The sequence below is a fragment of the Bradyrhizobium sp. 27S5 genome (assembly GCF_037217225.1).
Taxonomy (GTDB): Bacteria; Pseudomonadota; Alphaproteobacteria; order Rhizobiales; family Xanthobacteraceae; genus Bradyrhizobium; species Bradyrhizobium septentrionale.
On record NZ_CP147714.1, the window covers coordinates 5,092,096 to 5,114,529 of the forward strand.

23 protein-coding genes are annotated in these 22,434 nt (G+C 65.4%); 10 read left to right on the forward strand and 13 right to left on the reverse strand.

The window, feature by feature from the left end:
• Positions 1-173 precede the first annotated feature (173 nt).
• Positions 174-1,406: an MFS transporter gene (locus WDM24_RS23900; RefSeq protein ID WP_338827245.1), complete on the reverse strand. Its 1,233-nt coding sequence runs from the start codon at positions 1,404-1,406 to the stop codon at positions 174-176.
• Between WDM24_RS23900 and WDM24_RS23905 the strand changes: the two genes are divergently transcribed.
• Both WDM24_RS23905 and WDM24_RS23910 read left to right on the forward strand, forming a co-directional pair.
• The gene (locus WDM24_RS23905) at positions 1,378-2,142 is read left to right on the forward strand and encodes a TetR/AcrR family transcriptional regulator (RefSeq protein ID WP_338827246.1); all 765 of its coding nucleotides are present in this window, start codon (positions 1,378-1,380) and stop codon (positions 2,140-2,142) included. The two genes, WDM24_RS23900 and WDM24_RS23905, sit on opposite strands and share 29 nt — an antisense overlap.
• A gap of 130 nt (positions 2,143-2,272) precedes the next feature.
• Entirely contained in the window at positions 2,273-3,478 is a 1,206-nt protein-coding gene (locus WDM24_RS23910; RefSeq protein ID WP_338827247.1) for a serine hydrolase domain-containing protein, read from the forward strand.
• 142 nt (positions 3,479-3,620) lie between these two features.
• Here WDM24_RS23910 and WDM24_RS23915 read toward each other — a convergent pair whose 3' ends face one another.
• Positions 3,621-4,994, reverse strand: a complete 1,374-nt coding sequence (locus WDM24_RS23915; RefSeq protein ID WP_338827248.1) for a PleD family two-component system response regulator — start codon at positions 4,992-4,994, stop codon at positions 3,621-3,623.
• A gap of 15 nt (positions 4,995-5,009) precedes the next feature.
• A complete protein-coding gene (locus tag WDM24_RS23920) occupies positions 5,010-5,375 on the reverse strand; it encodes a response regulator (protein ID WP_028336390.1) in 366 nt (121 codons plus the stop codon).
• A gap of 230 nt (positions 5,376-5,605) precedes the next feature.
• On the opposite strand from WDM24_RS23920, the gene WDM24_RS23925 reads away from it, so the two are divergent.
• Both WDM24_RS23925 and WDM24_RS23930 read left to right on the forward strand, forming a co-directional pair.
• Positions 5,606-5,905: a DUF3572 domain-containing protein gene (locus WDM24_RS23925; RefSeq protein ID WP_029083307.1), complete on the forward strand. Its 300-nt coding sequence runs from the start codon at positions 5,606-5,608 to the stop codon at positions 5,903-5,905.
• Positions 5,884-7,200: a DNA polymerase IV gene (locus WDM24_RS23930; protein ID WP_338827250.1), complete on the forward strand. Its 1,317-nt coding sequence runs from the start codon at positions 5,884-5,886 to the stop codon at positions 7,198-7,200. The genes WDM24_RS23925 and WDM24_RS23930 overlap by 22 nt, the downstream gene beginning before the upstream one ends.
• Positions 7,201-7,309: 109 nt before the next feature.
• Here WDM24_RS23930 and WDM24_RS23935 read toward each other — a convergent pair whose 3' ends face one another.
• Together WDM24_RS23935 and WDM24_RS23940 are read right to left on the reverse strand one after the other, a co-directional pair.
• Positions 7,310-7,711: a RidA family protein gene (locus tag WDM24_RS23935; RefSeq protein ID WP_165123990.1), complete on the reverse strand. Its 402-nt coding sequence runs from the start codon at positions 7,709-7,711 to the stop codon at positions 7,310-7,312.
• Between the two features lie 290 nt (positions 7,712-8,001).
• On the reverse strand, positions 8,002-8,868 hold the full coding sequence (locus WDM24_RS23940; RefSeq protein WP_338827252.1) for a cell envelope integrity EipB family protein: 867 nt from the start codon (positions 8,866-8,868) through the stop codon (positions 8,002-8,004).
• A gap of 254 nt (positions 8,869-9,122) precedes the next feature.
• Between WDM24_RS23940 and WDM24_RS23945 the strand changes: the two genes are divergently transcribed.
• The 4 genes from WDM24_RS23945 to WDM24_RS23960 all read left to right on the forward strand — a co-directional run bounded on the left by WDM24_RS23945 (position 9,123) and on the right by WDM24_RS23960 (position 12,272).
• Positions 9,123-9,590, forward strand: a complete 468-nt coding sequence (locus WDM24_RS23945; RefSeq protein ID WP_338827254.1) for a RidA family protein — start codon at positions 9,123-9,125, stop codon at positions 9,588-9,590.
• A 3-nt stretch (positions 9,591-9,593) separates the two neighbouring features.
• Positions 9,594-10,346, forward strand: coding sequence for a glycerophosphodiester phosphodiesterase (locus tag WDM24_RS23950; RefSeq protein WP_338827256.1), 753 nt, complete (start codon positions 9,594-9,596; stop codon positions 10,344-10,346).
• A gap of 182 nt (positions 10,347-10,528) precedes the next feature.
• Positions 10,529-11,779: a GNAT family N-acetyltransferase gene (locus tag WDM24_RS23955; RefSeq protein ID WP_338689419.1), complete on the forward strand. Its 1,251-nt coding sequence runs from the start codon at positions 10,529-10,531 to the stop codon at positions 11,777-11,779.
• A gap of 67 nt (positions 11,780-11,846) precedes the next feature.
• Positions 11,847-12,272, forward strand: coding sequence for an HIT domain-containing protein (locus WDM24_RS23960; protein WP_166296945.1), 426 nt, complete (start codon positions 11,847-11,849; stop codon positions 12,270-12,272).
• A gap of 101 nt (positions 12,273-12,373) precedes the next feature.
• Here the strand turns inward: WDM24_RS23960 and tsaA are convergent, their stop codons facing one another.
• The 6 genes from tsaA to WDM24_RS23990 form a co-directional block, all read right to left on the reverse strand.
• The gene (tsaA, locus tag WDM24_RS23965; protein ID WP_050425557.1) at positions 12,374-12,865 is read right to left on the reverse strand and encodes a tRNA (N6-threonylcarbamoyladenosine(37)-N6)-methyltransferase TrmO; all 492 of its coding nucleotides are present in this window, start codon (positions 12,863-12,865) and stop codon (positions 12,374-12,376) included.
• Positions 12,866-12,868: 3 nt separating this feature from the next.
• Positions 12,869-13,849 (reverse strand): tripartite tricarboxylate transporter substrate binding protein, encoded by a 981-nt coding sequence (locus WDM24_RS23970; protein WP_338827258.1) that lies wholly within the window; start codon positions 13,847-13,849, stop codon positions 12,869-12,871.
• 60 nt (positions 13,850-13,909) lie between these two features.
• A complete protein-coding gene (locus tag WDM24_RS23975; RefSeq protein ID WP_166296947.1) occupies positions 13,910-14,254 on the reverse strand; it encodes an AzlD domain-containing protein in 345 nt (114 codons plus the stop codon).
• Positions 14,251-15,003, reverse strand: coding sequence for an AzlC family ABC transporter permease (locus tag WDM24_RS23980; protein ID WP_338827259.1), 753 nt, complete (start codon positions 15,001-15,003; stop codon positions 14,251-14,253). The genes WDM24_RS23975 and WDM24_RS23980 overlap by 4 nt, the downstream gene beginning before the upstream one ends.
• 495 nt (positions 15,004-15,498) lie before the next feature.
• On the reverse strand, positions 15,499-16,533 hold the full coding sequence (locus WDM24_RS23985) for an IS110 family transposase (protein ID WP_338826979.1): 1,035 nt from the start codon (positions 16,531-16,533) through the stop codon (positions 15,499-15,501).
• 169 nt (positions 16,534-16,702) lie between these two features.
• Positions 16,703-17,758: a transglycosylase SLT domain-containing protein gene (locus WDM24_RS23990; RefSeq protein WP_166306938.1), complete on the reverse strand. Its 1,056-nt coding sequence runs from the start codon at positions 17,756-17,758 to the stop codon at positions 16,703-16,705.
• 121 nt (positions 17,759-17,879) lie between these two features.
• Here WDM24_RS23990 and WDM24_RS23995 point away from each other — a divergent pair, with 121 nt between their 5' ends.
• Positions 17,880-18,809: a glycine/sarcosine/betaine reductase selenoprotein B family protein gene (locus WDM24_RS23995; protein ID WP_338689431.1), complete on the forward strand. Its 930-nt coding sequence runs from the start codon at positions 17,880-17,882 to the stop codon at positions 18,807-18,809.
• A gap of 157 nt (positions 18,810-18,966) precedes the next feature.
• Here WDM24_RS23995 and WDM24_RS24000 read toward each other — a convergent pair whose 3' ends face one another.
• The gene (locus tag WDM24_RS24000; RefSeq protein WP_338827261.1) at positions 18,967-19,980 is read right to left on the reverse strand and encodes a bile acid:sodium symporter family protein; all 1,014 of its coding nucleotides are present in this window, start codon (positions 19,978-19,980) and stop codon (positions 18,967-18,969) included.
• Between the two features lie 104 nt (positions 19,981-20,084).
• Here WDM24_RS24000 and WDM24_RS24005 point away from each other — a divergent pair, with 104 nt between their 5' ends.
• On the forward strand, positions 20,085-20,936 hold the full coding sequence (locus tag WDM24_RS24005) for a LysR substrate-binding domain-containing protein (protein WP_338827262.1): 852 nt from the start codon (positions 20,085-20,087) through the stop codon (positions 20,934-20,936).
• A gap of 11 nt (positions 20,937-20,947) precedes the next feature.
• Here the strand turns inward: WDM24_RS24005 and WDM24_RS24010 are convergent, their stop codons facing one another.
• Positions 20,948-22,264: an integrase core domain-containing protein gene (locus WDM24_RS24010; protein WP_338827263.1), complete on the reverse strand. Its 1,317-nt coding sequence runs from the start codon at positions 22,262-22,264 to the stop codon at positions 20,948-20,950.
• Positions 22,265-22,434 lie beyond the last annotated feature (170 nt).

The following is a 22,434-nucleotide window of genomic DNA, read 5'->3' on the forward strand; positions in this document are numbered from 1 at the left end:
TCGTGCCATCGGCGCGCACGGAATAACGCTTTGAAAGCGCTGCTACTTCAATCACCGCACGGGACAATGGCGCGCGCCGCTGCACGTTCTCGCAGCAAATAATCGATGTAAAAATAGGCAGTAACAGCGACTGCCCACACACGGGGCAGTCGCCGATCTTGTCGGATCGGACGCTAGGCGGCCTTGAGCAGCGGCGGCTGCGACGGCCGGATCAGCGCGAACGCGACTTGGATGATGCCGCCGGCAAGGCCGAGCGCGACGCCGATGCGCCAGGCCATGGTGTAGGAGCCGAGCGAGTCGTAGATCACCCCGCCTCCATACGCACCGAGGAAGCTGCCGACCTGGTGGCTCATGAAGGCGAGGCCCTGGATCATCGCCTGCCAGCGCAGCCCGAACATCTCGGCCACCGCACCCGCGACCAGCGGACCGACACCCATCCAGAGGAAGCCCATGATGGCGCCGAACAGCAACGTCGAGGCAGGCGTCGCCGGCAGCATGAAATACCAGGCGAGCGCCAGCGAACGTAGGATGTAGATCGCGCCGAGCAGCGCGAGCTTGTTCCAGCGCTGGCCGGCCCAGCCGAAGAACAGAGAGCCCAGCACGTTGAAGCCGCCGATCATGCCGAGCGTCTGTGCGCTCAGCATCGGATCGAGCCCGCAGATCGCCAGATACGACGGCAGATGCGTGGTGAGGAAGACGAGCTGCATGCCGCAGACCATGTAGGCGCAGGTCATCACCACGAAGGACGCGTTGCCGAACGCGGTCTTTGCCGCGGTCGCCGCGGTGGCATTGCCGATATCGTCGGCTGCGGGCTTCGGCAACGGAATGCTGTCGACACGCCCTGCGAACCAGGCGGCCGGAATCATCGCGATCGACAGGATGACAAAGCCGGCGAGCCCGACGCGCCACCCGAACCCTTCATTGAGCATCTGGCCGAGCGGCGCCGAGAGCAGCGCGCCGAGCGAGCCCGCACCGGAGACGATGCCGAGTACGGTCGAGCGCACCGTCTCCGGCACCGCCCGCGCGGCAACCGACATCGCAATCGCCGCCGCGGTACAGGCCAGCGAGGTGCCGATCAACGCGCCGCCGCCGATCATGACACTGACCAGCCCATGCGCGGTCGTCATCAGCACCAGGCCCGCGATATAGAGCAGTGCGCCGACCACCATGATGGGGCGGAAGCCGTACCGCACCGTCATCGCACCGGCGAGCGGCTGCAAAAAGCCCCAGGCGAGGTTCTGCACGGCCAGCGCCAGCGTGAAATCGGATATCGAGATGTGGATGTCGTGCGTCAGCGGCTGCATGAAGATGCCGAGGCTCTGCCGCAGCCCCATGCTCAGCGTGAGCATGATGGAAGCACCGATCAGAATGGGAAGCGTGGGACGCAGGACCTGCAACAGGGGCATTGTTCTTGTTCTCCCAAATGGGCACGGCACGCGTGCCGCAGCCTGCAATTCACGCTTGTTTTGGTTACACAGACCTGTGTACTTAGGCTATACAGGGGGCGAGCTGTCAAGCAAAGAGGATCACGGCTGGCGCATGGCTTCCCCGCCTCCCAAACAGACCATGAAAGAGCGGATCCTCGAGACCGCTGACAAGCTGTTCTACCTGCAAGGCATTCGCGCCATCGGCGTCGACACCATCGCGGCCGAGATCGGCATCAGCAAACGCACGCTCTACAATCACTTCCCGTCGAAGGACGCGCTGATCGAGGCTTACTTGCAGCGCCGCTTCGTGCAGCCCCGCCCCTCCGACAAGCCGCCGGCCGAGCAGATTCTCGCGACCTTCGATTCGCTGGAGCGGCGCTTTTCAGCACGGGATTTTCGCGGCTGCCCGTTTGTGAACGCGGTGGCCGAACTCGGCCCGGAGGACGAGGACCGGACTATCAAAAACATCGCTGTTGCCTTCAAGGAAAGCCGCCGGGTCTGGTTTCGCGACCTGCTGCGGCAACTCGGCGTCGCCGATGCCGAGGGACTGGCGACCCAGCTCACGCTGCTGGTCGACGGCTCGATCGCGCAGGACCTGGTGCGCGACGATCCGGCCATGGCGCGCGCGGCGAAGGAAGCCGCCCGCGTGCTGCTGGCGAATGCGGGCGTCAAGGTCGCCAAAGCCGATCCCGCAGCCAGGAAGCCAGCTGGCTGAATACGGTTGCGTCCCGAAGCGGCGTTTGGTTGGTAGCGCTGACGACGCGCGACGGCGTCCGAAGGAATATTCCGTCAGGCGAGATTGATAGCGACCGCACAAGCAGCCCGCGGCGCAACAGGGAGCGACCATGGAAGATCTGAAGGTGACGGCCACCGGCTACGATTTCGCGCCGGCGCGCGCGGCCATGCAGCGTTATATCGACAACGATCTCCTGTCCGGCATCTCGTCGGCGGTCATGGTCGGCCGCGAACTGGTCGACGTCAGCTGCGTCGGATGGGCCGACAAGGAAGCGCAGATCCCGCTGCGCACCGACCACATCTTCCGGGTCTTCTCCAACACCAAGCTGATCACCTCCTGCGCGGCGCTGCTGTTGGCCGAGGATGGCCGCTTCCAGCTCGACGATCCGATCGAGAAATTCATCCCGCAGCTCCGCAACCGCAAGGTCCTGCTGAAAGGCGCGACGTCGATCGACCAAACCGAGCCCGCGAAGAGCTCAATCACCATCCGTGAGCTGCTGAGCCACAGCGCCGGTTTGAGCTACGGCTTCTTCGATCCCGGCACCGTCATTTTCAAGGCGCTCAACGAGCGCGGCGTGCACAATCCCAATACGACCTTGGCTGAGATGGTAGACGTGCTGGCCGATCTGCCGCTGATCTATCAGCCGGGCACGTCGTGGGAATACTCGCTCGCGATCGACGTGGTCGCACGCCTGGTGGAAGTCGTCAGCGGCCAGACCTTTGACAAGTTCATCAAGGCACGCATCCTCGATCCGCTCGGCATGGTCGATACCGGCTTCGTCGTTCCGCAAGAGGATCAGGGTCGCCTTGTTGCATACTACGCCGGCGCCGATCTGATGGAGCCGATGAAGCCGGGTCTCACCCGCACCGACAATGCGCCCTTCCCCGGCGCCTATCTGCGTCCGGTCGCACGGCTCAATGGCGGCGGCGGCCTGGTTTCGACATTGCCCGATATGGTCGCGCTGATCCGCAGCCTGCAGCCCAGCGGACCGACGTTGCTGAAGCCGGACACGATCGCAATGATGATGTCCAACCAGTTGCCCGAGGGACAGTGGATCCGCTTCGCGATGATGGGCGAGCAACCCGGCAAGGTGCATGGACTTGCCGGCGGTCTGATCCAGAAGCCCTCGCCGATCGATCATCCCGACGCGGCCGGCGAGTTCTATTGGGGCGGCGTTGCGGGCACGCAGTGGTGGATTTCGCCGAAGACCGGCATCGCCGGCGTCATGATGGCGCAGCGCCAGATGGCGTTCGTCCATCCGTTCTCGTTCGAGTTCAAGCGGATGGCCTACGACGCCGTGAAGCGCGGGCGCTAGGTTCGTCTATCCTGTCGTCACCCGCGCATGCGGGTGACCCAGTATTCCAGAGGCAGTGCCGTTTGAAACGAGGGCCGCGGCGTACTGGATACCCCGCATACGCAGGGTATGACGACGGATATGATGGTGTGAAACGCGGATGTTACGCCGCCGCCGAGACCACGCGGTTGCGACCGTCGTGCTTGGCGCGATAGAGCGCGGTGTCGGCGCGCTTGAGCACGTCGGTGACCTGCTCGCCCTTGCGCTCCAGCGTGGTGAGCCCGATCGAGATCGTGACGGTGATCCGCTTGCCGCCCTTGTCGACGGAGAAGGGCTCGCCTGCGATCGAGCGGCGCAGCCGCTCCGCGACCATGCCGGCGACATGCAGGTCGGTCTCGGGCATCACAATCACGAACTCCTCGCCGCCATAGCGGCAGGCGAGATCGATGCCGCGGATCGACTTGCGGATCCGGACGGCGAATTCGCGCAGCACGTCGTCGCCGGCATCGTGGCCGTACGTGTCGTTGATCGCCTTGAAGTAGTCGATGTCGAGGATCATCAGCGCCAGCGGCTTGCCGCGGACCGAGGCCTGCTCCGCGAGTGTCGCGAGGTGGCTCTCCATGTAGCGGCGGTTATTGAGGCCGGTCAGCGCATCGGTGATCGCCATCTCGATCGAGTTCTGCACATTGTCGCGCAAATGATCGGTGTAGCGGCGGCGGCGGATCTGGGTGCGCGCGCGCGCCAGCAGCTCGTTCTTGTCGACCGGACGCAGCAGATAGTCGTTGACGCCGATCTCGAGGCCGCGCATCAGCCGCGCGTTGTTGTCGGCATCCGAAATCGCGAGGATCGGCACCTGGCGGGTGCGCTCCAGCGAGCGGGCCTGGCTGCACAGCCGCAGGCCGTCGTAATTGTCGAGGCTGAGCGACACGATCAGCAGGTCGTAATTGCCCTCGGCAGCATGGAACAGCGCTTCCGCCGGATTGGTCTCGACATCGACGGTGTGCTCGGCAGACAGGATCGGCGCCAGCTTCTCAAAAGACGACGGCCGGTCGTCGACCAGGAGGATGCGGCCGCCGGTGCCCCGATCGGCGATCGCGCTGCGCTCGGGCGCCTGCATGCCGATCTCGAGCGAGGTGATGGCGCGCATGCGCAGCTCATCGGTCATCATCTTCAGCCGCGTCAGCGAACGCACGCGCGCGATCAGCACGACGTCGGACACCGGCTTGGTCAGGAAATCGTCGGCGCCGGCCTCGAGGCCGCGCACGCGGTCGGCAGGGCTGTCGAGCGCGGTGACGATGACGACGGGAATGAAATGGGTCGCAGGGTTCGACTTCAACCGGCGGCAGACCTCGAAGCCGTCCATATCAGGCATCATGACGTCAAGCAGGATGATGTCGCATTCGGCGCGGGTGCAGATTTCCAGCGCCTCCGTCCCGTTGGAAGCAGTCAGCACATCGAAATATTCGGCTGACAGGCGGGCTTCCAACAGCCTGACGTTCGCCGGAACGTCATCGACGACGAGGATACGCGCGGACATGGCACCACAACTCCCCTATCCGATAAAGCGTCGGACAGTCTCAATAAATTTGCCGACCGAGATCGGCTTGGACAAATAGGCTTCGCAGCCGCCCTCGCGGATGCGTTCTTCGTCGCCCTTCATTGCGAAGGCGGTGACCGCGACCACCGGAATCGCGCGCAGATCGGGATCGTCCTTGATCCAGCGCGTGACCTCGAGGCCGGAAACCTGCGGCAGCTGAATATCCATCAGGATCAGGTCGGGGCGCAGCTTGCGGACGAGATCGAGCGCTTCGAAGCCATTGCTGGTGCCCGAAGTCTGATAGCCGTGCGCTTCCAACAGATCGCGAAAGAGCTTCATGTTGAGCTCGTTGTCCTCCACGATCAGGACGGTTTTGGCCATCCCGTCCCTCCCAAACCCAGGAGACAGGCCCCGCTGCGGCACCTCACGCACCGCGCTTGGGGCGCGTCGAAAAAGTGAATTCAAACTAGCGCCAGAATCGGTCTAACCCGTTAATCCCGTAGTCCAAACGTCCGCAGTGTGGTTTCCGTTGCTTGAACACCTGCGGAAGACTCGGGCATGATGGGCCTCTCAATAGAGACCATAAGTTAACGGAAAGGCAAACCGGCGCGTTGAAAAAGCCTGTTCACAACCCCCGGGAAGTTGCTGAAATCGTTGCGATTCAGGCGCTCGGTTTTATTGCCGGCGATCCTGAGCGGCTGGGCCTGTTTCTGGCCGAGACTGGAATCGGTCCAGAGACGCTGCGGAACGCCGCATCCGACCCTCAATTTCTCGCGAGCGTGCTCGATTTCGTGATGCGCGACGACGCCACCGTGACGGCGTTCGCGAAGGCCTCCGAGTTGCACCCGACCAACATCGCTGCCGCCCGTCAGGTGCTGGGCGACCCGCAATGGGAGCGCGACGTGCCGTGACGACGGCAGCGGCAGCTCACGACGGCCCCCTCAGTTTCTGCCGGGACTGCCTCGGCGATCTCGATATCAAGGTGAAGCGCTGCAGCCAGTGCGGGTCGCCGCGGCTGGTGCGGCATCGCACCCTGCCCGCGCTGACGCTCGCTCATATCGACTGCGACGCGTTCTATGCCACCGTCGAGAAGCGCGACAATCCAGATATCGCCGATCGCCCCGTCATCATCGGCGGCGGCAAGCGCGGCGTGGTGTCGGCCGCCTGCTACATCGCCCGCACCTACGGCGTCCGCTCGGCAATGCCGATGTTCAAGGCGCTGGAACTGTGCCCCGACGCGACCGTGATCCCACCCGACATGGCGAAATATGTCCGGGTCGGACGCGAGGTGCGCCATGCCATGCAGGCGCTGACGCCGCTGGTCGAGCCGCTGTCGATCGACGAGGCCTTCCTCGATCTTGCCGGCACGCAGCGCGTCCACGGCATGATCCCGGCCAAGGTGCTCGCCAAATTCGCCCGCGATGTCGAGCGCGACATCGGCATCACCGTCTCGGTCGGCCTGTCCTGCAACAAGTTCCTCGCCAAGATCGCCTCCGACCTCGACAAGCCCAGGGGCTTCGCCGCGCTCGACCAGGACGAGGCGCGCGAGATGCTCGCGAGCAAACCGGTCGGCTTCATCTACGGCGTTGGCCCTGCCACGCAGGAGAAGCTGGTGCAGCGCGGCTTCCGCGTCATCGCCGACCTGCAGCGCGCCGACGAGAACGAGCTGATGAAGCAGTTCGCCAGCGAAGGCCGCAGGCTGTGGCGGCTGGCACGCGGCATCGACGACCGCAGCGTGGTGCCCGACCGCGGCGCCAAGACCATTTCGAGCGAGACCACCTTCGAAACCGACATCCGCGACTTCGCAACGCTGGAACGGCTGCTCTGGAAACTATCCGAAAAGGTCTCGGCGCGGCTGAAGACCTCTGAGCTGTCCGGCTGCACCATCACGCTGAAGCTGAAGACCGCGGACTTCCGTCAACGCACCCGCTCGCAATCGATCCAGACCCCGACCCAGCTCGCCGCCAAGATCTTTGCGATCTCGCGTGAGATGCTGGTGAAGGAGATCGACGGCACCGCCTTCCGCCTGATGGGCACCGGCGTCAGCGCGCTGCGCCCGGGCTCGCAGGCCAACGATTCCGACATGCTCGACCGCCGCTCGGCGCACGCCGAACGCGCCATCGACAATCTGCGCAAGAAGTTCGGCAATGCCGCCGTGATCAGGGGCATTGCTTATGAGGGGCCGGCAAAGCCGGTGGAGGAGTAGGAGATTGTCATTCCGGGATGGTCCGAAGGACCAGACCCGGAATCTCGAGATTCCGGGTTCGATGCTTCGCATCGCCCCGGAATGACGTCGTCCGGCAGAGACACGGCCCTCAATCCGCGACCGCAACAGCCTCGATCTCGATCAGCCATTCCGGCGCCGCCAGCGCGCTGACGCCGACCAGCGTAGAGGCCGGCGGCTCCATGCCCTCGAAGAACGCCGAGCGCGCCTTGCCGATGATCGGGCGGAGCTCCGGCTTGTAGCCGACCACGTAGGTCGTGATCTTGACGATGTTGCCGTAGCTCGCTCCCGCAGCCTTCAGCGCCATGCCGAGATTTTGCATCACCTGCGTCGTCTGCGCGGCGAGATCGCCGGCGCCGACCACCCGTCCCTCCTCGTCGACGGACACCTGTCCCGAAATGTAGATCGTGCGCGCACCCGAGGCGACGACGACGTGGGAGTAGGCCGGATTGTGATGAAGGCCGCTGGGCCGAAGATGGTCGCGCTTGCTCATGATGTGCCTCCCTGACACGCGTGTTTTGGGAAGCGTACTCGCGTCGGACGGTTCCGGCCAGAGCGGTCTCGCGGGGACCGCAGGCTTGCTCCGTTGTCGTCCCGGCGAAAGCCGGGACCCATAACCACCGAAGGTGATTGTTGCGCGACGTTGGGGCCACAGCCCCCTTCAACAACGCAACCCTGTGGTTATGGGTCCCGGGTCGCGCGGAGCCTGTCATCGGGCGGCGCTTCGCGCCGACCCGTTGGCTTGCCCGGGACGACGGCTGTTTATATCGCGTGCTTAGCCCCTCACTTGCAGGGCTTGGAATCCCTGACGTCGAACTTGTCCAGCGCGCCCGAGATCACGAAATCGTTGTAGTCCAGCACCAGCGCGCGGGAGACGCCGTTCTCGTAGAGCTCGAACGACATCGCGTAGACCGGGGTCTGCTCGCCGTCCTTGGCCCGTGCGTCGCTGTCATAATAGCTCACCGTCACCGGCCAGCGCGTCATCGTTTTCATCGCATCGCTCGCCGTCGACGGATCGGGCGACGACGGCGCCCGGTCGCCTGCGATCGGCCGGCCGATCACGGTCAGCGTGTTGTAGACCTTCTCGCCATTGTCGGAGCCGTCATAGACAGTCTGCTCGAGCACCGATTTGCCGTCGCGGGCGGCGACGATGATGTGCTGGATCTGCTCGGTCGGGAACACGACCTTGCCGTCGATATTGAACGTCTTCTTCACCGGCTGGGTCAGCTTCACGGTGATATGATCGCCTACGCGCTCGGCGATACCGTCCACCGGCGCCGGTTCGCTGTCGTTCATTCGGGTGTCGATCTTGAAGCGGTAGCTCCTGCCCGCCGCGTCCTCCCAGGACGAGGAGCGGAGATCAGAGAGCGTCACCTTACCCTCGCCACTGTCGAGCTCCGAGACCTGGCGGAATTCGGAGGTGTAGCCTTCGCAGGAGCTGCCGGAGAAATTGTAGAGGATGCGCCCGCGCGCATCGTTGACCGAATTGGAGCCGCGCGACTTCACGAGGCTCAGATCGTACAGCGCCTGATGCGCGAGAAACGGCCCGCTGGCCGCAGCGGCAGCCGGCCCCTGAACCAGACCGGACCCTGCGGCAACGGCAATCGACAGCACAAGGGCACGCGACGGCTTCCGAAACGGCAGGATCATGATTTCTCCTCAGGGAGGCAGGGATTCGCCACAATAGTGACGGTGGTATTGCGCCGCAACTGGGGCAAATTTTACAAAATGGCAATGTGCGCAGTGAAAATGCCGTCAATTTCGACCGCTTCCGTGCGATTCCACTCGCAACAGCAACGTCATTGCTGCCGTACCCTAGCTTGCAACGGGCGGCACGATGCGCGAAACAAACCGGGCCCTGACCGCGTTTCAGGCTTCGTTCAAATCCAATCTGGGGATCAAAAATGGCGGGTACCGTCGAACAGAAACTGGCGTCACAGGGCATCACACTTCCCGAGCCGACCTCCCCGGTCGCGAATTATGTCCCCTTCGTCCGCAGCGGAAACCTGCTGTTCGTGTCCGGCCAGGTCTGCTTCAACGCCGAAGGCAAGCTGATCGCCAAGGGCAAGCTCGGCGCCGGCGTCACGATCGAGCAAGGCACCGAGGCGGCGCGCGGCTGTGCGATCAATTTGCTGGCGCAGATCAAGGCCGCGCTCGGCGACCTCGACAAGGTCGTGCGCGTGGTGCGGCTGCGCGGCTTCATCAACTCCGCGCCGGACTTCTTCGACGGACCGAAGGTGCTGAACGGCGCCTCCGACCTGATGGTTGCGGCGTTCGGCGACAAGGGCCGTCACGCCCGCACCACCGTCGGCGTCGCCTCGCTGCCGGCGGATGCCGCGGTCGAAGTCGAAGGCGTGTTCGAAGTCTCCTGAGCGATGCGCGCCCCTGATTGGCTGACAAAGCGGCCGGTCGCCCATCGCGGCCTGCACGATGCCGCACGCGGCATCATCGAGAACATGCCGGCCGCGGCCACCGCCTCGGTCGCGGGCAATTTTGCCATCGAGTGCGATATCCAGCTCACCGCCGACGGCGAGGCGATGGTGCATCATGACGATGCGCTCGGCCGCCTCACCGAGGGCTCGGGCCTGCTGTCGAGCAAGACCGCAGCCGAGCTGAAGGCGGTGAAGTTCAAGAATACCTCCGAGCAGATGATGACGCTCAGCGATCTCTGCGCGCTGGTCGCCGGCCGCGTTCCGCTGGTGGTCGAGGTGAAGAGCCATTTCGACGGCGACCGCAAGCTGGTAGCTCGGATGGCCGAGGTGCTGTCGTCCTACTCCGGCCCCGTGGTCGGCATGTCGTTCGATCCCGACCAGGTGCTGGCGCTGCGCGAGATCATGCCGGGCCTGCCGCGCGGCATCACCGCCCAGCGCACCTATGACGACAGTTCCTGGACCAAGCTGACGCAGGCGCAGCGCGACAGCATGGTCTATCTGCGCCACGGCTTTAAAACCGAGCCGCATTTCGTCGCCTTCTGGGTCAACCAGCTACCGGCGCCGGCGCCCTGGATCGCCCGCAAGGTGTTCGGCTGCCCGCTGCTGGCCTGGACCGTGCGGACGCCGGAACAGCGCGAGCGCGCGGCGCGCTACGCCGACCAGATCATTTTCGAGGGGTTTACACCGGGAACCTGACATGTCCCCTTGCAGCCTTGAAGTCGTCGCTGCGATGCACGATCTTGGCAAGGGCTGGTAAGGCGTTGGTTGGTCAAGCGTTGGTCGTCATCGGCGATGGCGGAATGCGGAGCATGATCCGGAAGTGGAGCCAGCTGTTCCGGAAAGATCATGCTCGAACGAGGCACCGGTCTTCATTCTCGATGGCGTCTTCTGAAATCACCCTAGAGGCTGTAGCTGACATCGGCGGCATTCCGGCCGCCGAATGGGACGCCTGCGCCAATCCCAAGGCGGACGCGGACAGCATCCATCACCTCGACACGCTGGCCTCGCCCGGCTCCGCAGGCAATTGCCAGGCGACCGCAAGTTCGAGCTATAACCCGTTCGTTTCCCACGCCTTTTTTGCGGCTGCCGAAGCCTCCAATTCGGCCTGTCCGCGGACCGGCTGGGGCCCCCGGCATCTGGTGGCAAAGCTCGATGGCCGGATCGTCGGCATCGTGCCCTGCTATCTGAAATCGCACTCGCAGGGCGAATACGTGTTCGACCGCGGCTGGGCCGAGGCCTATCACCGCGCCGGCGGCAGCTATTACCCGAAGCTGCAGGTCTCCGTTCCCTTCACGCCCGCGACCGGACCACGGCTGTTGATCCGCGACGGCGCTGACCGCGAGGCGATCGGCTCGGCGCTGGCACGGGGCCTGCGGGCGCTCTGCAACGCCACCGAGGCCTCGTCGGTGCATGTGACGTTTGCCCGTGAGGATGAGGCAAAATTCCTCGGCGCGCATGGCTTCCTGCAGCGGACCGACCAGCAGTTCCACTGGCACAATGAGGGCTACAAGACCTTCGACGATTTCCTCGGCTCGCTGAACTCGCGCCACCGCAAGGGGATCAAGCGCGAACGCCGCGAGGCTGTAACCGCCGGGATCACCATCCACTGGCTGACCGGTTCCGACATCACCGAGGACGCCTGGGACGCGTTCTTCGAATTCTACATGGAGACCGGCTCGCGCAAATGGGGCCGGCCGTATCTCACCCGACAGTTTTTCTCGCTGATCGGCGAGAGCATGAGCCGGGACGTGCTGCTTGTGATGGCCAAGCGCAACGGCCGCTGGATCGCGGGCGCCATCAACTTCATCGGCTCGGATACGCTGTTCGGCCGCAACTGGGGTGCGGTCGAGCACCACCCGTTCCTGCATTTCGAGGTCTGCTATTACCAGGCGATCGATTTCGCGATTCAGCGCGGGCTCAAGGTGGTCGAGGCCGGCGCGCAGGGCGAGCACAAGCTGGCGCGCGGCTACCTGCCGCAGACGACTTATTCGGCACACTTCATCGCCGACCCCGGCCTGCGCAAAGCGATTGCCGATTACCTCAAGCGCGAGCGCGACTATGTCGCCGAAGTCGGACGCGAACTGGCCGAGGCCGGTCCGTTCCGGAAGACCGTCGACGACGACGCTTGACGTTTGGATCGCGACCGAGACACTAGACTTGCAGATTTAGACCTGCAAAATCCAGGGAGCCGCCGCAATGCCCGCCGCCTACGACAACAACAATCCCTTCGCAAAAATCCTGCGCGGCGAATTCCCCTGTTACAAGGTCTATGAAAACGAGCACGTGCTTGCCTTCCTCGACATCATGCCGCGCTCGCCCGGGCACACGCTTGTCATCCCGAAGGCCCCTGCCCGCAACATCCTCGACATCAAGGCTGACGACTACGCCCATGTCGCGCGCGCCGCCCACAAGATCGCCGCCGCCGCGATGAAAGCGTTCGAGGCCGACGGCATCACGGTGCAGCAGTTCAACGAGCCCGCCGGCGGCCAGGTGGTTTTCCATCTCCACATGCATGTGATGCCGCGCAAGGACGGCGTCGCGCTGCTGCCGCCTGCCAGTCACAAGGAAGACGGCAAGGTGCTGGAGACGAATGCGGCGAAGTTGATCGCGGCGTTGAAGTGACGCCCTCGGCGTCATCCCGGGGCGGCGCGTAGCGACGAACCCGGGATCTCGAGATTCCGGTTCGATGCTTCGCATCGCCCCGGAATGACAACGGAGAAATCCTACTCCGTCTCGAAATCCCCAGCCTGCGGCGGGGCGAGTGGGGTGAATTCGCAGCGGTCGGGCTTGACGTCGATCAGCGGCGTCTCGTCGAGGCAGTCGAGGCCGCGCACCAGGATGACGTTGCCCTCCACGCCGACCAGCTTGACGATCGAGGTGCCGATCGGGTTCGGCCGTACCGGCGAGCGCAGCGAGAACGTGCCGCGGGTGTTGCCGTTGTTCTTCGGGCTTTGCAGCACGATGTCGCGGCGCGACTGGTGCAGCCAGTACAGCACTTCGAGGTTCGAATAGAAATCGACGCCCTTGATCGCGGCGACCCAGGGCTCGAAGATCTCGAGCCGGCACACCGGGCCGTCATGCCGCCCCTGCCGCGGCGTCGCCAGCCGCGAGGTCCAGGGCGTGCGGATGCGGCCGATGAAGACGAGGCCGGCATCGCGCGCCGCCGGCATGTCGACGGCGACCTCGCCCTGGCGCAATTCCATTTCACGTACCATGTGTCAGTCCAGCGATATGTTCAGTGCCTTGACTACGCCCGCCCATCGCGCGCGATCTGCACCTACGTATTTGTCGATCTCGGCCAGGCTCTTCGGGCGCAGCGGCGGAAAACCGATCTTGACCAGCGCAGCGCGAAACGCCTCGTCGTTCAAGGCCCGGTCGAGGCTCGCCTTGATCTTGTCGGCGATCTCGTCAGGCACTTTCGACGGCGCTGCGATACCATACCAGACGCTGACCGCATAATCGGGATAGCCGCTCTCGGCAATCGTCGGCAGATCGGGCAAGTCGGAGATCCGCTCGGTCGAGCTGACGCCGAGCGCGCGCAGCATGCCGGATTTGACCGGCGGCAGCGCGGTGCCGAGCGTGTCGAACATCAGCTGAATATTGCCGGACAGCAGATCGGTCAGCGCCGGCCCGGCGCCCTTGTAGGGCACATGGGTCATCTCGATGCCGGCCATCTGCTTGAACATCTCGCCGGCGAGATGAACGGTGCCGCCGGTGCCGGCCGATCCGAAATTGAGTTTTCCGGGATTCTTTTTCGCGTAGGCGACGAACTCGGCGATCGTCGTTGCCGGCACCGAGGGATGAACCTCCATGATCATCGGCGCATCCGTGATCACCGAGAGCAGGCGGAAGTCTTTCGCGGGATCGTAGGGCAGCTTCTTGTAGAGCAGCGGATTGAGCACGAAGATCGAGGCGGCCGTCACGAACAGCGTGTAGCCGTCGGGATCGGAGCGCGCGACGGCCTCGGCGCCGATCGCGCCCTGCGCGCCGGCCTTGTTCTCGACCACGACCACCTGCTTGAGATCGCGCCCCAGATATTCGCCGACCATGCGGCCGAGCACGTCGGTCGGTCCGCCCGCGGCATAGGGCACCACGAGCTTGATCGGACGCGCCGGATAATCGGCGGCACGGACCGGCAGCGCCGCCGCCAGCAGCGCGGCCAGAGTAACGATGAATGCCGATGATGCGCGCCGCTGCATGCCGTTTCCCCCATTGTTGTTCTTGGGGAACGAGACTAGCGGATAATGCGCTCGCCGCAATCAGCCGAGCCAGTATTTGCCTGCCAGCATCACGATTTCGCCCGCGATCACGCCGGCGAAGATCGATTTCCGTGTGAGCATGAACACCACGAAGCCTGCGGCGACGGCGCCGTAGCGCAGCCAGTCCGGCACGCTGGCGAGCGCGCCCGGCGGCTGCACCACAATCTGCGCGATGATCCCGGCGAGGATCGCGGTGGCCACTGCCCTCACCCAGACCAGCAGCTCGGAATTCTCGTCGATGCCGCCGCCGAACCACAGGCCGAGCATGCGCCAGATCTGGTTGGGGATGACGCCGGCAACGAACAGGATCGCCAGCGCGTGCCAGTCGCCGATGAAGCTGCTCATGCGCGAGCCCTCACGCCGCCTGCCCTCGCCCGGTGCACACCATACGCAATAGTTCCCGCGATGACGCCGCTGACCAGGATGTCGACGCCGCTGTTCAGCATCGCCGCCAGAGGGAACAACAACAGCCCGAGCACCAGCGCGATGACATCGGCGAGCTCGCGGCAATTGCGCGCAGTCGAGAACAGGAACGCCAGCGGCGTCAGCATCAGCATGCCGGCAGCCAGCAGCGGCGTGAGGTTGGCCGCGAGCGTGTAGCCGATCGTGTTGGCGATCAGGCAGACGGTGACCAGCCCGCAGCCGAGCCCGTGGATGAAGGCGATCCGCCTGATACGCGGCACCTGCGGCAGGAAGCGGAAGCATTCGACCCACAGTGTCACCGCCGTCAGATGCGCCACCAGGATCAGATGCCGCCGCTTGGTGTCCTCGGTGCGCATCATCGGCAACACGGACACCACCATCGGGAACAGCCTGATCGCGCTGACGGTGACCGCGATCGCCGACTGCAGCACGGTGGCGCCGGAGCCGAGCGTCGTGATCACGATGATCTGCGCGGGCCCAGCCCAGACGAACGCCGTGCTCGCCAGGGTCCAGCCCAGCGAGAAGCCGGAATCATGCGCCAGCGCGCCGATGCCGAGATAGGTCGCAAACAGCACCAGCGTCAGCACCGTCGCGCCGATCGACCGCGCGCCCCACAGGAAAGCGCGGAACGAGGTCTGCCATTGCGGAGAATCGAGCGGAGGAAGCGCCACGGTGAACCGGATGGTTTTGCAATAGCGGCGGCTTAGGGCGCTGTGAACGTAGGGTCAAGCAAGCGACGGCACAGCGCTGCTATGCAGCAGCCCGGATAACCTCTGTCCGTCATTCCGGGGCGATGCGCCAGCATCGAACCCGGAATCTCGAGATTCCGGGTTCACGCTTCGCGTGCCCCGGAATGACGATGGTGCGAAGCGCAATTCGAGATGTCCGGATTTCGCTTCGCTTCATCCGGGCTTCTGTAACGGGCCTTTGTAAGTCAATCCCTTTTTGCGTGATCCACTCGCCGGGCACTTGCTTCTGTACGGGATCGGCGCGAAGGCCGTCGCCTGATGGGGTGCATTGAGGAGCCGGCCGGCCAATCTACGGAAGCGTGGTTGTGAGCCACTTCCCGGATGGCGGCCTGACCGGATCCATCGTCCCGGCGCAGGGACCTCGCTCAGGGAGAGCCTGGTGTCGTGGCCCGCCCAGAACCGATTGCTGCTCCTTGCTTAGGTTGCCGAGGCCTTGGCCATCGGGTTGAACGGTTTGGCGTCGGCGAGCATGCGATGCAGAACGACGGCGAGCTTGCGTGCGAGCGCCACCTTGGCCTTGCGCAGGCCTGCGCGCCGGGCGATCCGCATCGCCCAGCCTTTCAGCGCCGAGCAGTTCCTGACCGGCTTGGTCAGCATGACGTGAGCCGCCTGATAGAGCGCCTCGCGCACGGAGGCATCGCCGATCTTGCTGATGCGGCCGGTATAGTCGGTTTCGCCCGATTGGTACTTCTTCGGGGTGAGGCCAAAATGCGCTCCCGTCGCCTTCGAGGACCGGAAGCGCTTCGGGTCGTCGACCGCCGCGGCGTAGGTAAGCGCCACGATCGGGCCGACGGACGGTGTCGTCATCAGGAGGCGGGCTTGAGGGTGCGACCTGGCGAGCTTTTGGGTGTGCTTATCCAGGCCATTGAACTCGCGCCGCAGCACGGCGTGGGCTTCGAGCAGCGCCTGTGCCACGATCTCAAGTCCGGGATGGCCCGCTACGAGCTCCCGGATGCGTTCGGCGAACGTGCGCTCGGTGGTCGTGCCGACCTTCAGACCGAAGCCGCGGAGCACGCCGCGCAGGCTGTTCTCGATGTCGCGCAGCTTGGACTGCAGCAGCTTGCGTGCCGTCAGAACCGCCCGCGTCTCCTGCGCTTCGATCGACTTGCAGTGCACCGGCCGGAACCAGCCCAGCCGCATCAGTTGCGCGATCCCGCGGGCATCGTTGCGGTCCGACTTCACCGGCATCGCCTTGAAGGCATCGCGGACGTGCCGCGTCTCCAACAGTTCGACTGCCAGGCCCGCATCCCGCATCGCTGCGTAGAGCCATTGCGACAGCGGACCAGCCTCCAGCCCGATCCGTTCCAGCACCAACCCCAGCGACCGCAACCAGGTGATCAAGGCCTCCGGCTCACTCGCAACCCTCGCCTCGCGCAAAATCTTACCTGTCCCATCGACAAGGCAGACGCTCGAGCATTCCAAAGACACGTCGATTCCTGCATAGTGGTACATGGTCGTCCCTTAATGATGCTTGGAGCGGGCTTGCCCGACTCCGTTTATTGACACCATCAGTTTGAGGGACGACCGCCTTCCAACCAACAGGCCGCTCGCGAGCGCGCTTCCAAATCGCGCCGTAGCGAGCGGGCGGCCGGCCCGTTACCCCATCTACGGGATTTAGACATCACGCCCTGTTCTTCAGCACGAAGCACGCGCCGCCCGCCTTGCGGATGCGGCTGCAGAGGCCGTCGGCCTCGGGGCGCGTGTCGGCGCCGATCCGCACCTGGTAGAAGGTCGCGCTGCCGCGGGTGCGCAGCCGCGAGCTCAAGAGGCTCGGATCCTGATCGCCGATCACGCTCGACAGCCGCTTGATGGCGCGGGCATACATCGCGAGTGCCTTGTCGCGGCTGAAGCCGGCGGCGAGCTGCACGCCCCACAGCTTGGCTGCCGACAGCGTGACGTGCTGCTCGAGCCCGGTCACGAACGGATTGGGCGCGCGCTTCAACAGCGCCATCAGCTGGCGGCAGCTCGTGGTCGGCGCACGCGCCGGCATCTTGCCGCTGCGGCCGGCGGCAGCCCAGTCGTCGACGCTGGAGCCGGTGATCGCGGAGACGTAATTGCGCGTCTCCTGCGGCATGTAGCCGGAGCCGGCGAGCCAGTCCTGCACGCGACGCGGGCCGGCATTGTAGGCGGCCGCCGCGAGGCCGAGATTGCCGAACTGGTTGCGCAGCTCGCTGAGGAATTCGGCCGACTTCGGCAGCGCCTGCACCGGATCGAGCGGATCGAGCAGCCCGCGCTCGTTGGCGGTGCCCGGCATGAACTGCGCGATGCCCTGCGCGCGCTGGCCGTTGCGGGTCATGGGCCCGACCGCATCGGCCTGGAAGCGGCTCTCCTGCCAGATCACGCGGGCGAAGAATTCGAGCGGCAAATCATTCGCGCGCGCCGCCGACTCGATCATCAGGCACATCGCCTCGCGGGTGTCGCTCTCGCGCGCGTCATCTGCGGGCTTGTCGCTCGCCGCCGCAGGCGTGTCCCCGGGAGGCGCCGCAGGTTTGTCGGCCTGCGTCCCCGGAGGCGTCGCAGGCTGCTCCGCTGGCGCAGCCGCGGGAGTCTCGGCAGGTGTGGCCGGCTTGTCCGCCGGCGGCGATGCGGGCTGTTCGGGGCCTGGCGGCGTCGCCGGGGCTGCGGCAGGCGCGTCCTCCGCGCCGGCGCCGACCGGCGGCAGCAGCGTCAGAAGCATGACCAATGCGGCGCAAAGACCCGTTCGCATCGCAAATCTGTTCCCGCGCAACGCGGCTTGACACCGCAGGCTCGTGGTCTAGCTATGGACTGAAATGATGGCGCGCAAAAGGGAGCGCAAAATGGCCGCAGCCTCCGACGATCAAGCAGGCTTTGCCCCCGACGACGACGCCCCGATCGGCTACATGAAGCGAACCCGCGATTATTATGCGGCGATCGGCTACACCACCCCCTACCGCTGGGCGCATTACACCTCCGCCCCGTTCCAGCCCCTGAACAAACCGCTGAGCCAGTCCCGCGTCGCCATCATCACGACAGCGGCACCGTTCGATCCCATCAGGGGCGACCAAGGTCCCGGCGCGAAATACAATGGCGGGGCCAAATTCTATTCGGTCTATGACGGCGACACGTCGCAGCCACAGGATTTGAGGATTTCGCACATCGCCTATGACCGCACGCACACCACGGCGACCGACAGCGGCACCTGGTTCCCGCTGGCGCAGCTCAAGCACCTCGCTGCGGCCGGCAAGATCGGCGAAGTCGCCCCGCGCTTCTTCGGCGCCCCGACCAACCGCAGCCATCGCGTCACCATCGAGACCGACGCGCCCGAAATCCTCAAGCGCTGCCGTGACGACAAGGTCGACGCCGCGGTGCTGGTGCCGAACTGCCCGGTCTGCCACCAGACCGTCAGTCTGGTCGCGCGGCACCTCGAGGCGAATGGCATTCCCACCGTCGTGATGGGCTGCGCCAAGGATATCGTCGAGCACGCCGCGGTGCCGCGCTTCCTGTTCTCGGATTTCCCGCTCGGCAACTCCGCCGGCAAGCCGCATGACGAGGCCTCGCAGGCGTTCACGCTGGAGCTCGCGCTGCGCGTGCTGGAGCAGGCCCCCGGTCCGCAGACCACCGTGCAATCGCCGCTGCGCTGGAGCGAGGACGCGTCCTGGAAGCGCGACTACAGCAACGCCGACGCGCTGAGCGCCGAGGAGCTGGCGCGGCTGCGCCGCGAGTTCGACGCGCAGAAGGAGATCGCGAAAGGCCTGCGCGTCGCGTAGCGTAAGGCCGAGCGTGGAAGACTTTTCCAAACCGACAGTGTCATCGCCCGGCTCGACCGGGCGATCCAGTATTCCAGAGGCACCAGTCGGTGATGGAGAAGCCGCGGCGTACTGGGTCCCCCGGTCAAGCCGGGGGACGACAGGCGAGAGGCCTCTCTTACTGCGCCTTCACCAGCACCGGCACCGCATCGTGTGAGGCCGTGTCGTCGCTGCCCGCATAACGGCGCGCGAGCGCCGCGCAGGTCATCAGCTGGATCTGGTGGAACAGCATCAGCGGCAGCACGATCAGCCCGACCGACTGGCCGGCCAACAGCACGCTCGCCATCGGCAGCCCGCTCGCGAGGCTCTTCTTCGAGCCGCAGAACATGATGGCGATCCGGTCGGCGCGGGAGAAGCCGAGCAGCTGGCTGCCGAAATGGGTGATCAGCAGCACGGTTGCGAGCAGCAGCGCATCGAGGCCGAGCACGATGGCCATCTGGGTCGCATTGACCTGGTGCCAGATGCCGTGGCTGACGCCGTCGCTGAACGCGGTGTAGACGATCAAGAGGATCGAGCCGCGGTCGACCAGGCCGAGCATCGCATGGTGCCGCGCGACCCAGCGGCCGATCAGCGGCCGCGACAATTGCCCCGCCACGAACGGCAGCAGCAGCTGCACGACGATGTCGAGCGCGGCATTGCCGGAGAACCCGCCATGGCTCGAGAGCAGCACGCCCGCCAAGAGCGGCGTCGCGACGATGCCGAGCAGATTGGAGGCGGTCGCCGAGCACAGCGCCGCCGACACGTTGCCATGTGCGATCGAGGTGAAGGCAACCGACGACTGCACGGTCGACGGCAGGATGCAAATCAGGATCACGCCGGCCCACAGCGCCGGCGTCAACAGGTGCGGCGCCAGCGCATGCGCCGCGAGCCCGAGCAGCGGGAACAGCGCGAAGGTCGAGAGGAAGATCACGAGGTGCAGGCGCCAGTGCCGGGCGCCGACCAGCGCCTCCGACGTCGACAGGCGGGCGCCGTGCAGGAAGAACAGCAGCGCGATTGCAGCATCAGTGGCATAGCCGCCGATCACGGTGCCCTGCCCGTGCAGCGGCAGCAGCGTGGCGAGGCCGACCATGCCGACGATGGCGGTGATGTAGGGGTCGACGGGCACGAATGAGCTCAGGCGGGCGATGGTCATGGCGGCTTCCTTTCCTTTACTGGAAGGTGCGCCTGCGCGGGGAGATTGTGAACTGCGCTTACCGATGTTATTGTCATTACGTTACGTCATGACGGACCGCGGCCATGCTCGACCCGACCCAGCTCGAAACCTTCCTCACGGTGGTGCGGACGCAGAACTTCACCGAGGCCGGCCGCCGCCTCGGCCTGAAGCAATCGACGGTGAGCCAGCACATCCGCAAGCTCGAGGCCGCCGCCGGCCGGCGCCTGTTCGTGCGCGACACCCATTCGGTCGTGCTGACTGCCGACGGCGAGGCGATGACCGGCTTCGCGCGCCCGATCCTCGAGGCCAATGCGCGCGCCAGCGACTACTTTGCGGGGTCGCAGGTGCGCGGCAAGGTCCGGTTCGGCGCCGCGGAGGATTTTGCCAGCTCGCGGCTGCCCGATCTGCTGCGCGACTTCGTCCGCCGCCACCCGAAGGTCGATCTCGAACTGACGGTGGGCTTGAGCGCCGTGCTGTACCAGCAGCTTGACGCCGGCGAGCTCGATCTCGTGCTCGGCAAGCGGCGGCCCGGCGACGCAGCGGGGCAGCTGGTGTGGCAGGACCGCCTGGTGTGGACCGCCGCGCCCGGCATGCGGCTCGATCCCGACCAGCCTTTGCCGCTGATCCTCTACGCGCCGCCGAGCGTCAGCCGCAGCGTGGTGCTGGAGGCAATGGAGCGGTTCGGACGGCCCTGGCGCATCGTCTGCTCCAGCGGCAGCCTCAGCGGCCTTCGCGCCGCGGCGCTGGCCGGCCTCGGCATCACGCCGCAGGCGCAGGGCCTGATCCCCGACGGATTGGAAGCGATACCGGCGTCAGGCCTGCCGCCGCTTGGCAGCGTCGAGTTCGTGGTCCGCACCGCGCGCCGGACCAAGCGCGGCCCGGCCACAGAGCTGGCGCAGGCCATCACCGCGCATGGCGGCCGCCTGCGGCCCTAACCACGGCGATGTCAGCTCGGATCGGTGCTGCGGCAGACTCGCTGCACCTCTCCCGCTTGCGGGGGAGGTCGGATCGCATCGCTAGATGCGATCCGGGTGGGGGCTCTCTCCACGATACGACTGGCGTGTTCAACCGGCATGATTCCCGACATTTTGGACCGGCATGATCCCCGACAGTTTGGGTTAAGCGGTCTGTTCGCCCGGTTCGCGCAGCCCCTCACGAGGCGGAGCGAACCGGGTGAACAGGCCGCGGCGGTCGATGAGACCGACGTCGAGGTCGCAGAAGCGGACGACGTGGTCACCGGTATCGAGTTCACCAGCGCCTGACCGATAAAGACGAACTTGCCTTTCCATTTAATCTCCCCATTGCCGCGAACACGGCGGGCCTGGTGATCGGCGTCATACCAGGGGTCTTGCTCGCGATCCGGCATGGTGCGTTGAGATGCTCGATAGGCGTCCTCCGGCGGCCGTTGGCCCAGCGCTTCGTGAGGACGTTCCTTATTGTAATGCTCTCGGAAGGCGTCAAAGCGGGCCTGTTGCTCGGACGCATTATCTGCCGGTGGGCTCGATGTTTGCGCCTTCAAGGTGCGATGCATGCGCTCATGGCGACCGTTCTCCTGCGGCGAGGCCGGACGGATGAAGTGCGGCGTAATGCCGAGCTTCAGCCACCAGACCGACAATGTGGTGAGACCGCCGGCGCCGCGCGAGCCGAACGGCGAACCATTGTCGCAGCGGATTGCCCGCGGCAGGCCATGCTCGCGGAAAGCCCTCTCGAAGCGGGGGCGGACGCCCTCGGTCGTCGGTGCGACGATCTGCAGTTCGATCAGGAAGCGACTGTGGCTGTCAGCCACCGTCAACGGATCAATCCGGCACTGGTCGCGGGTGCGGAACCAACCCTTGAAGTCCACGCTCCACTCGTCGTTCGGCTCCTGCACCGGCGTGCAGGGACGCCGCTGGTCGAGCGGACGGCGGCGGCGCTTCACCGGCGAGATCAGCCCCGCGCGCTTGAGAATGCTCCCAATCGTCGACGCCGCCGGCCAATCGATCTCCGGCGCCTGGCGGTCAAGCAGGGCGAGCAGCTTGCGCGGTCCCAGATAGGGAAAGCGCTGCCGAGCCGCGATCACCTTCTCTGCAATCGCCGCATCGGTCGTTTGTCGGCATTGCTGCGGCGCGTGCGAACGGTCCCTGAACCACTCCGGATCGCCGCTCTGCTTCCGCTGGCGCCATGCGTAAAACGTGTCGCGGCAGATACCGTGACGGCGGCACAACTCCGACACGCTCCAGTTCCCGCTCTCGTACTCCATAAGCATCCGGATACGCTCTTCCATCCGACTGGTCTCTCTGAACGGCATCGTCGGGCCCTCCCGCCGATGCTTCTAGAAACCTGTCGGCAATCATGCCGGTCTAAACTGTCGGGTATCTATCCGGTCTGTACCCGCGGTGATACCCCCACCCCAGCCCTCCCCCGCAAGCGGGAGAGGGAACGCAGTTCCGATGT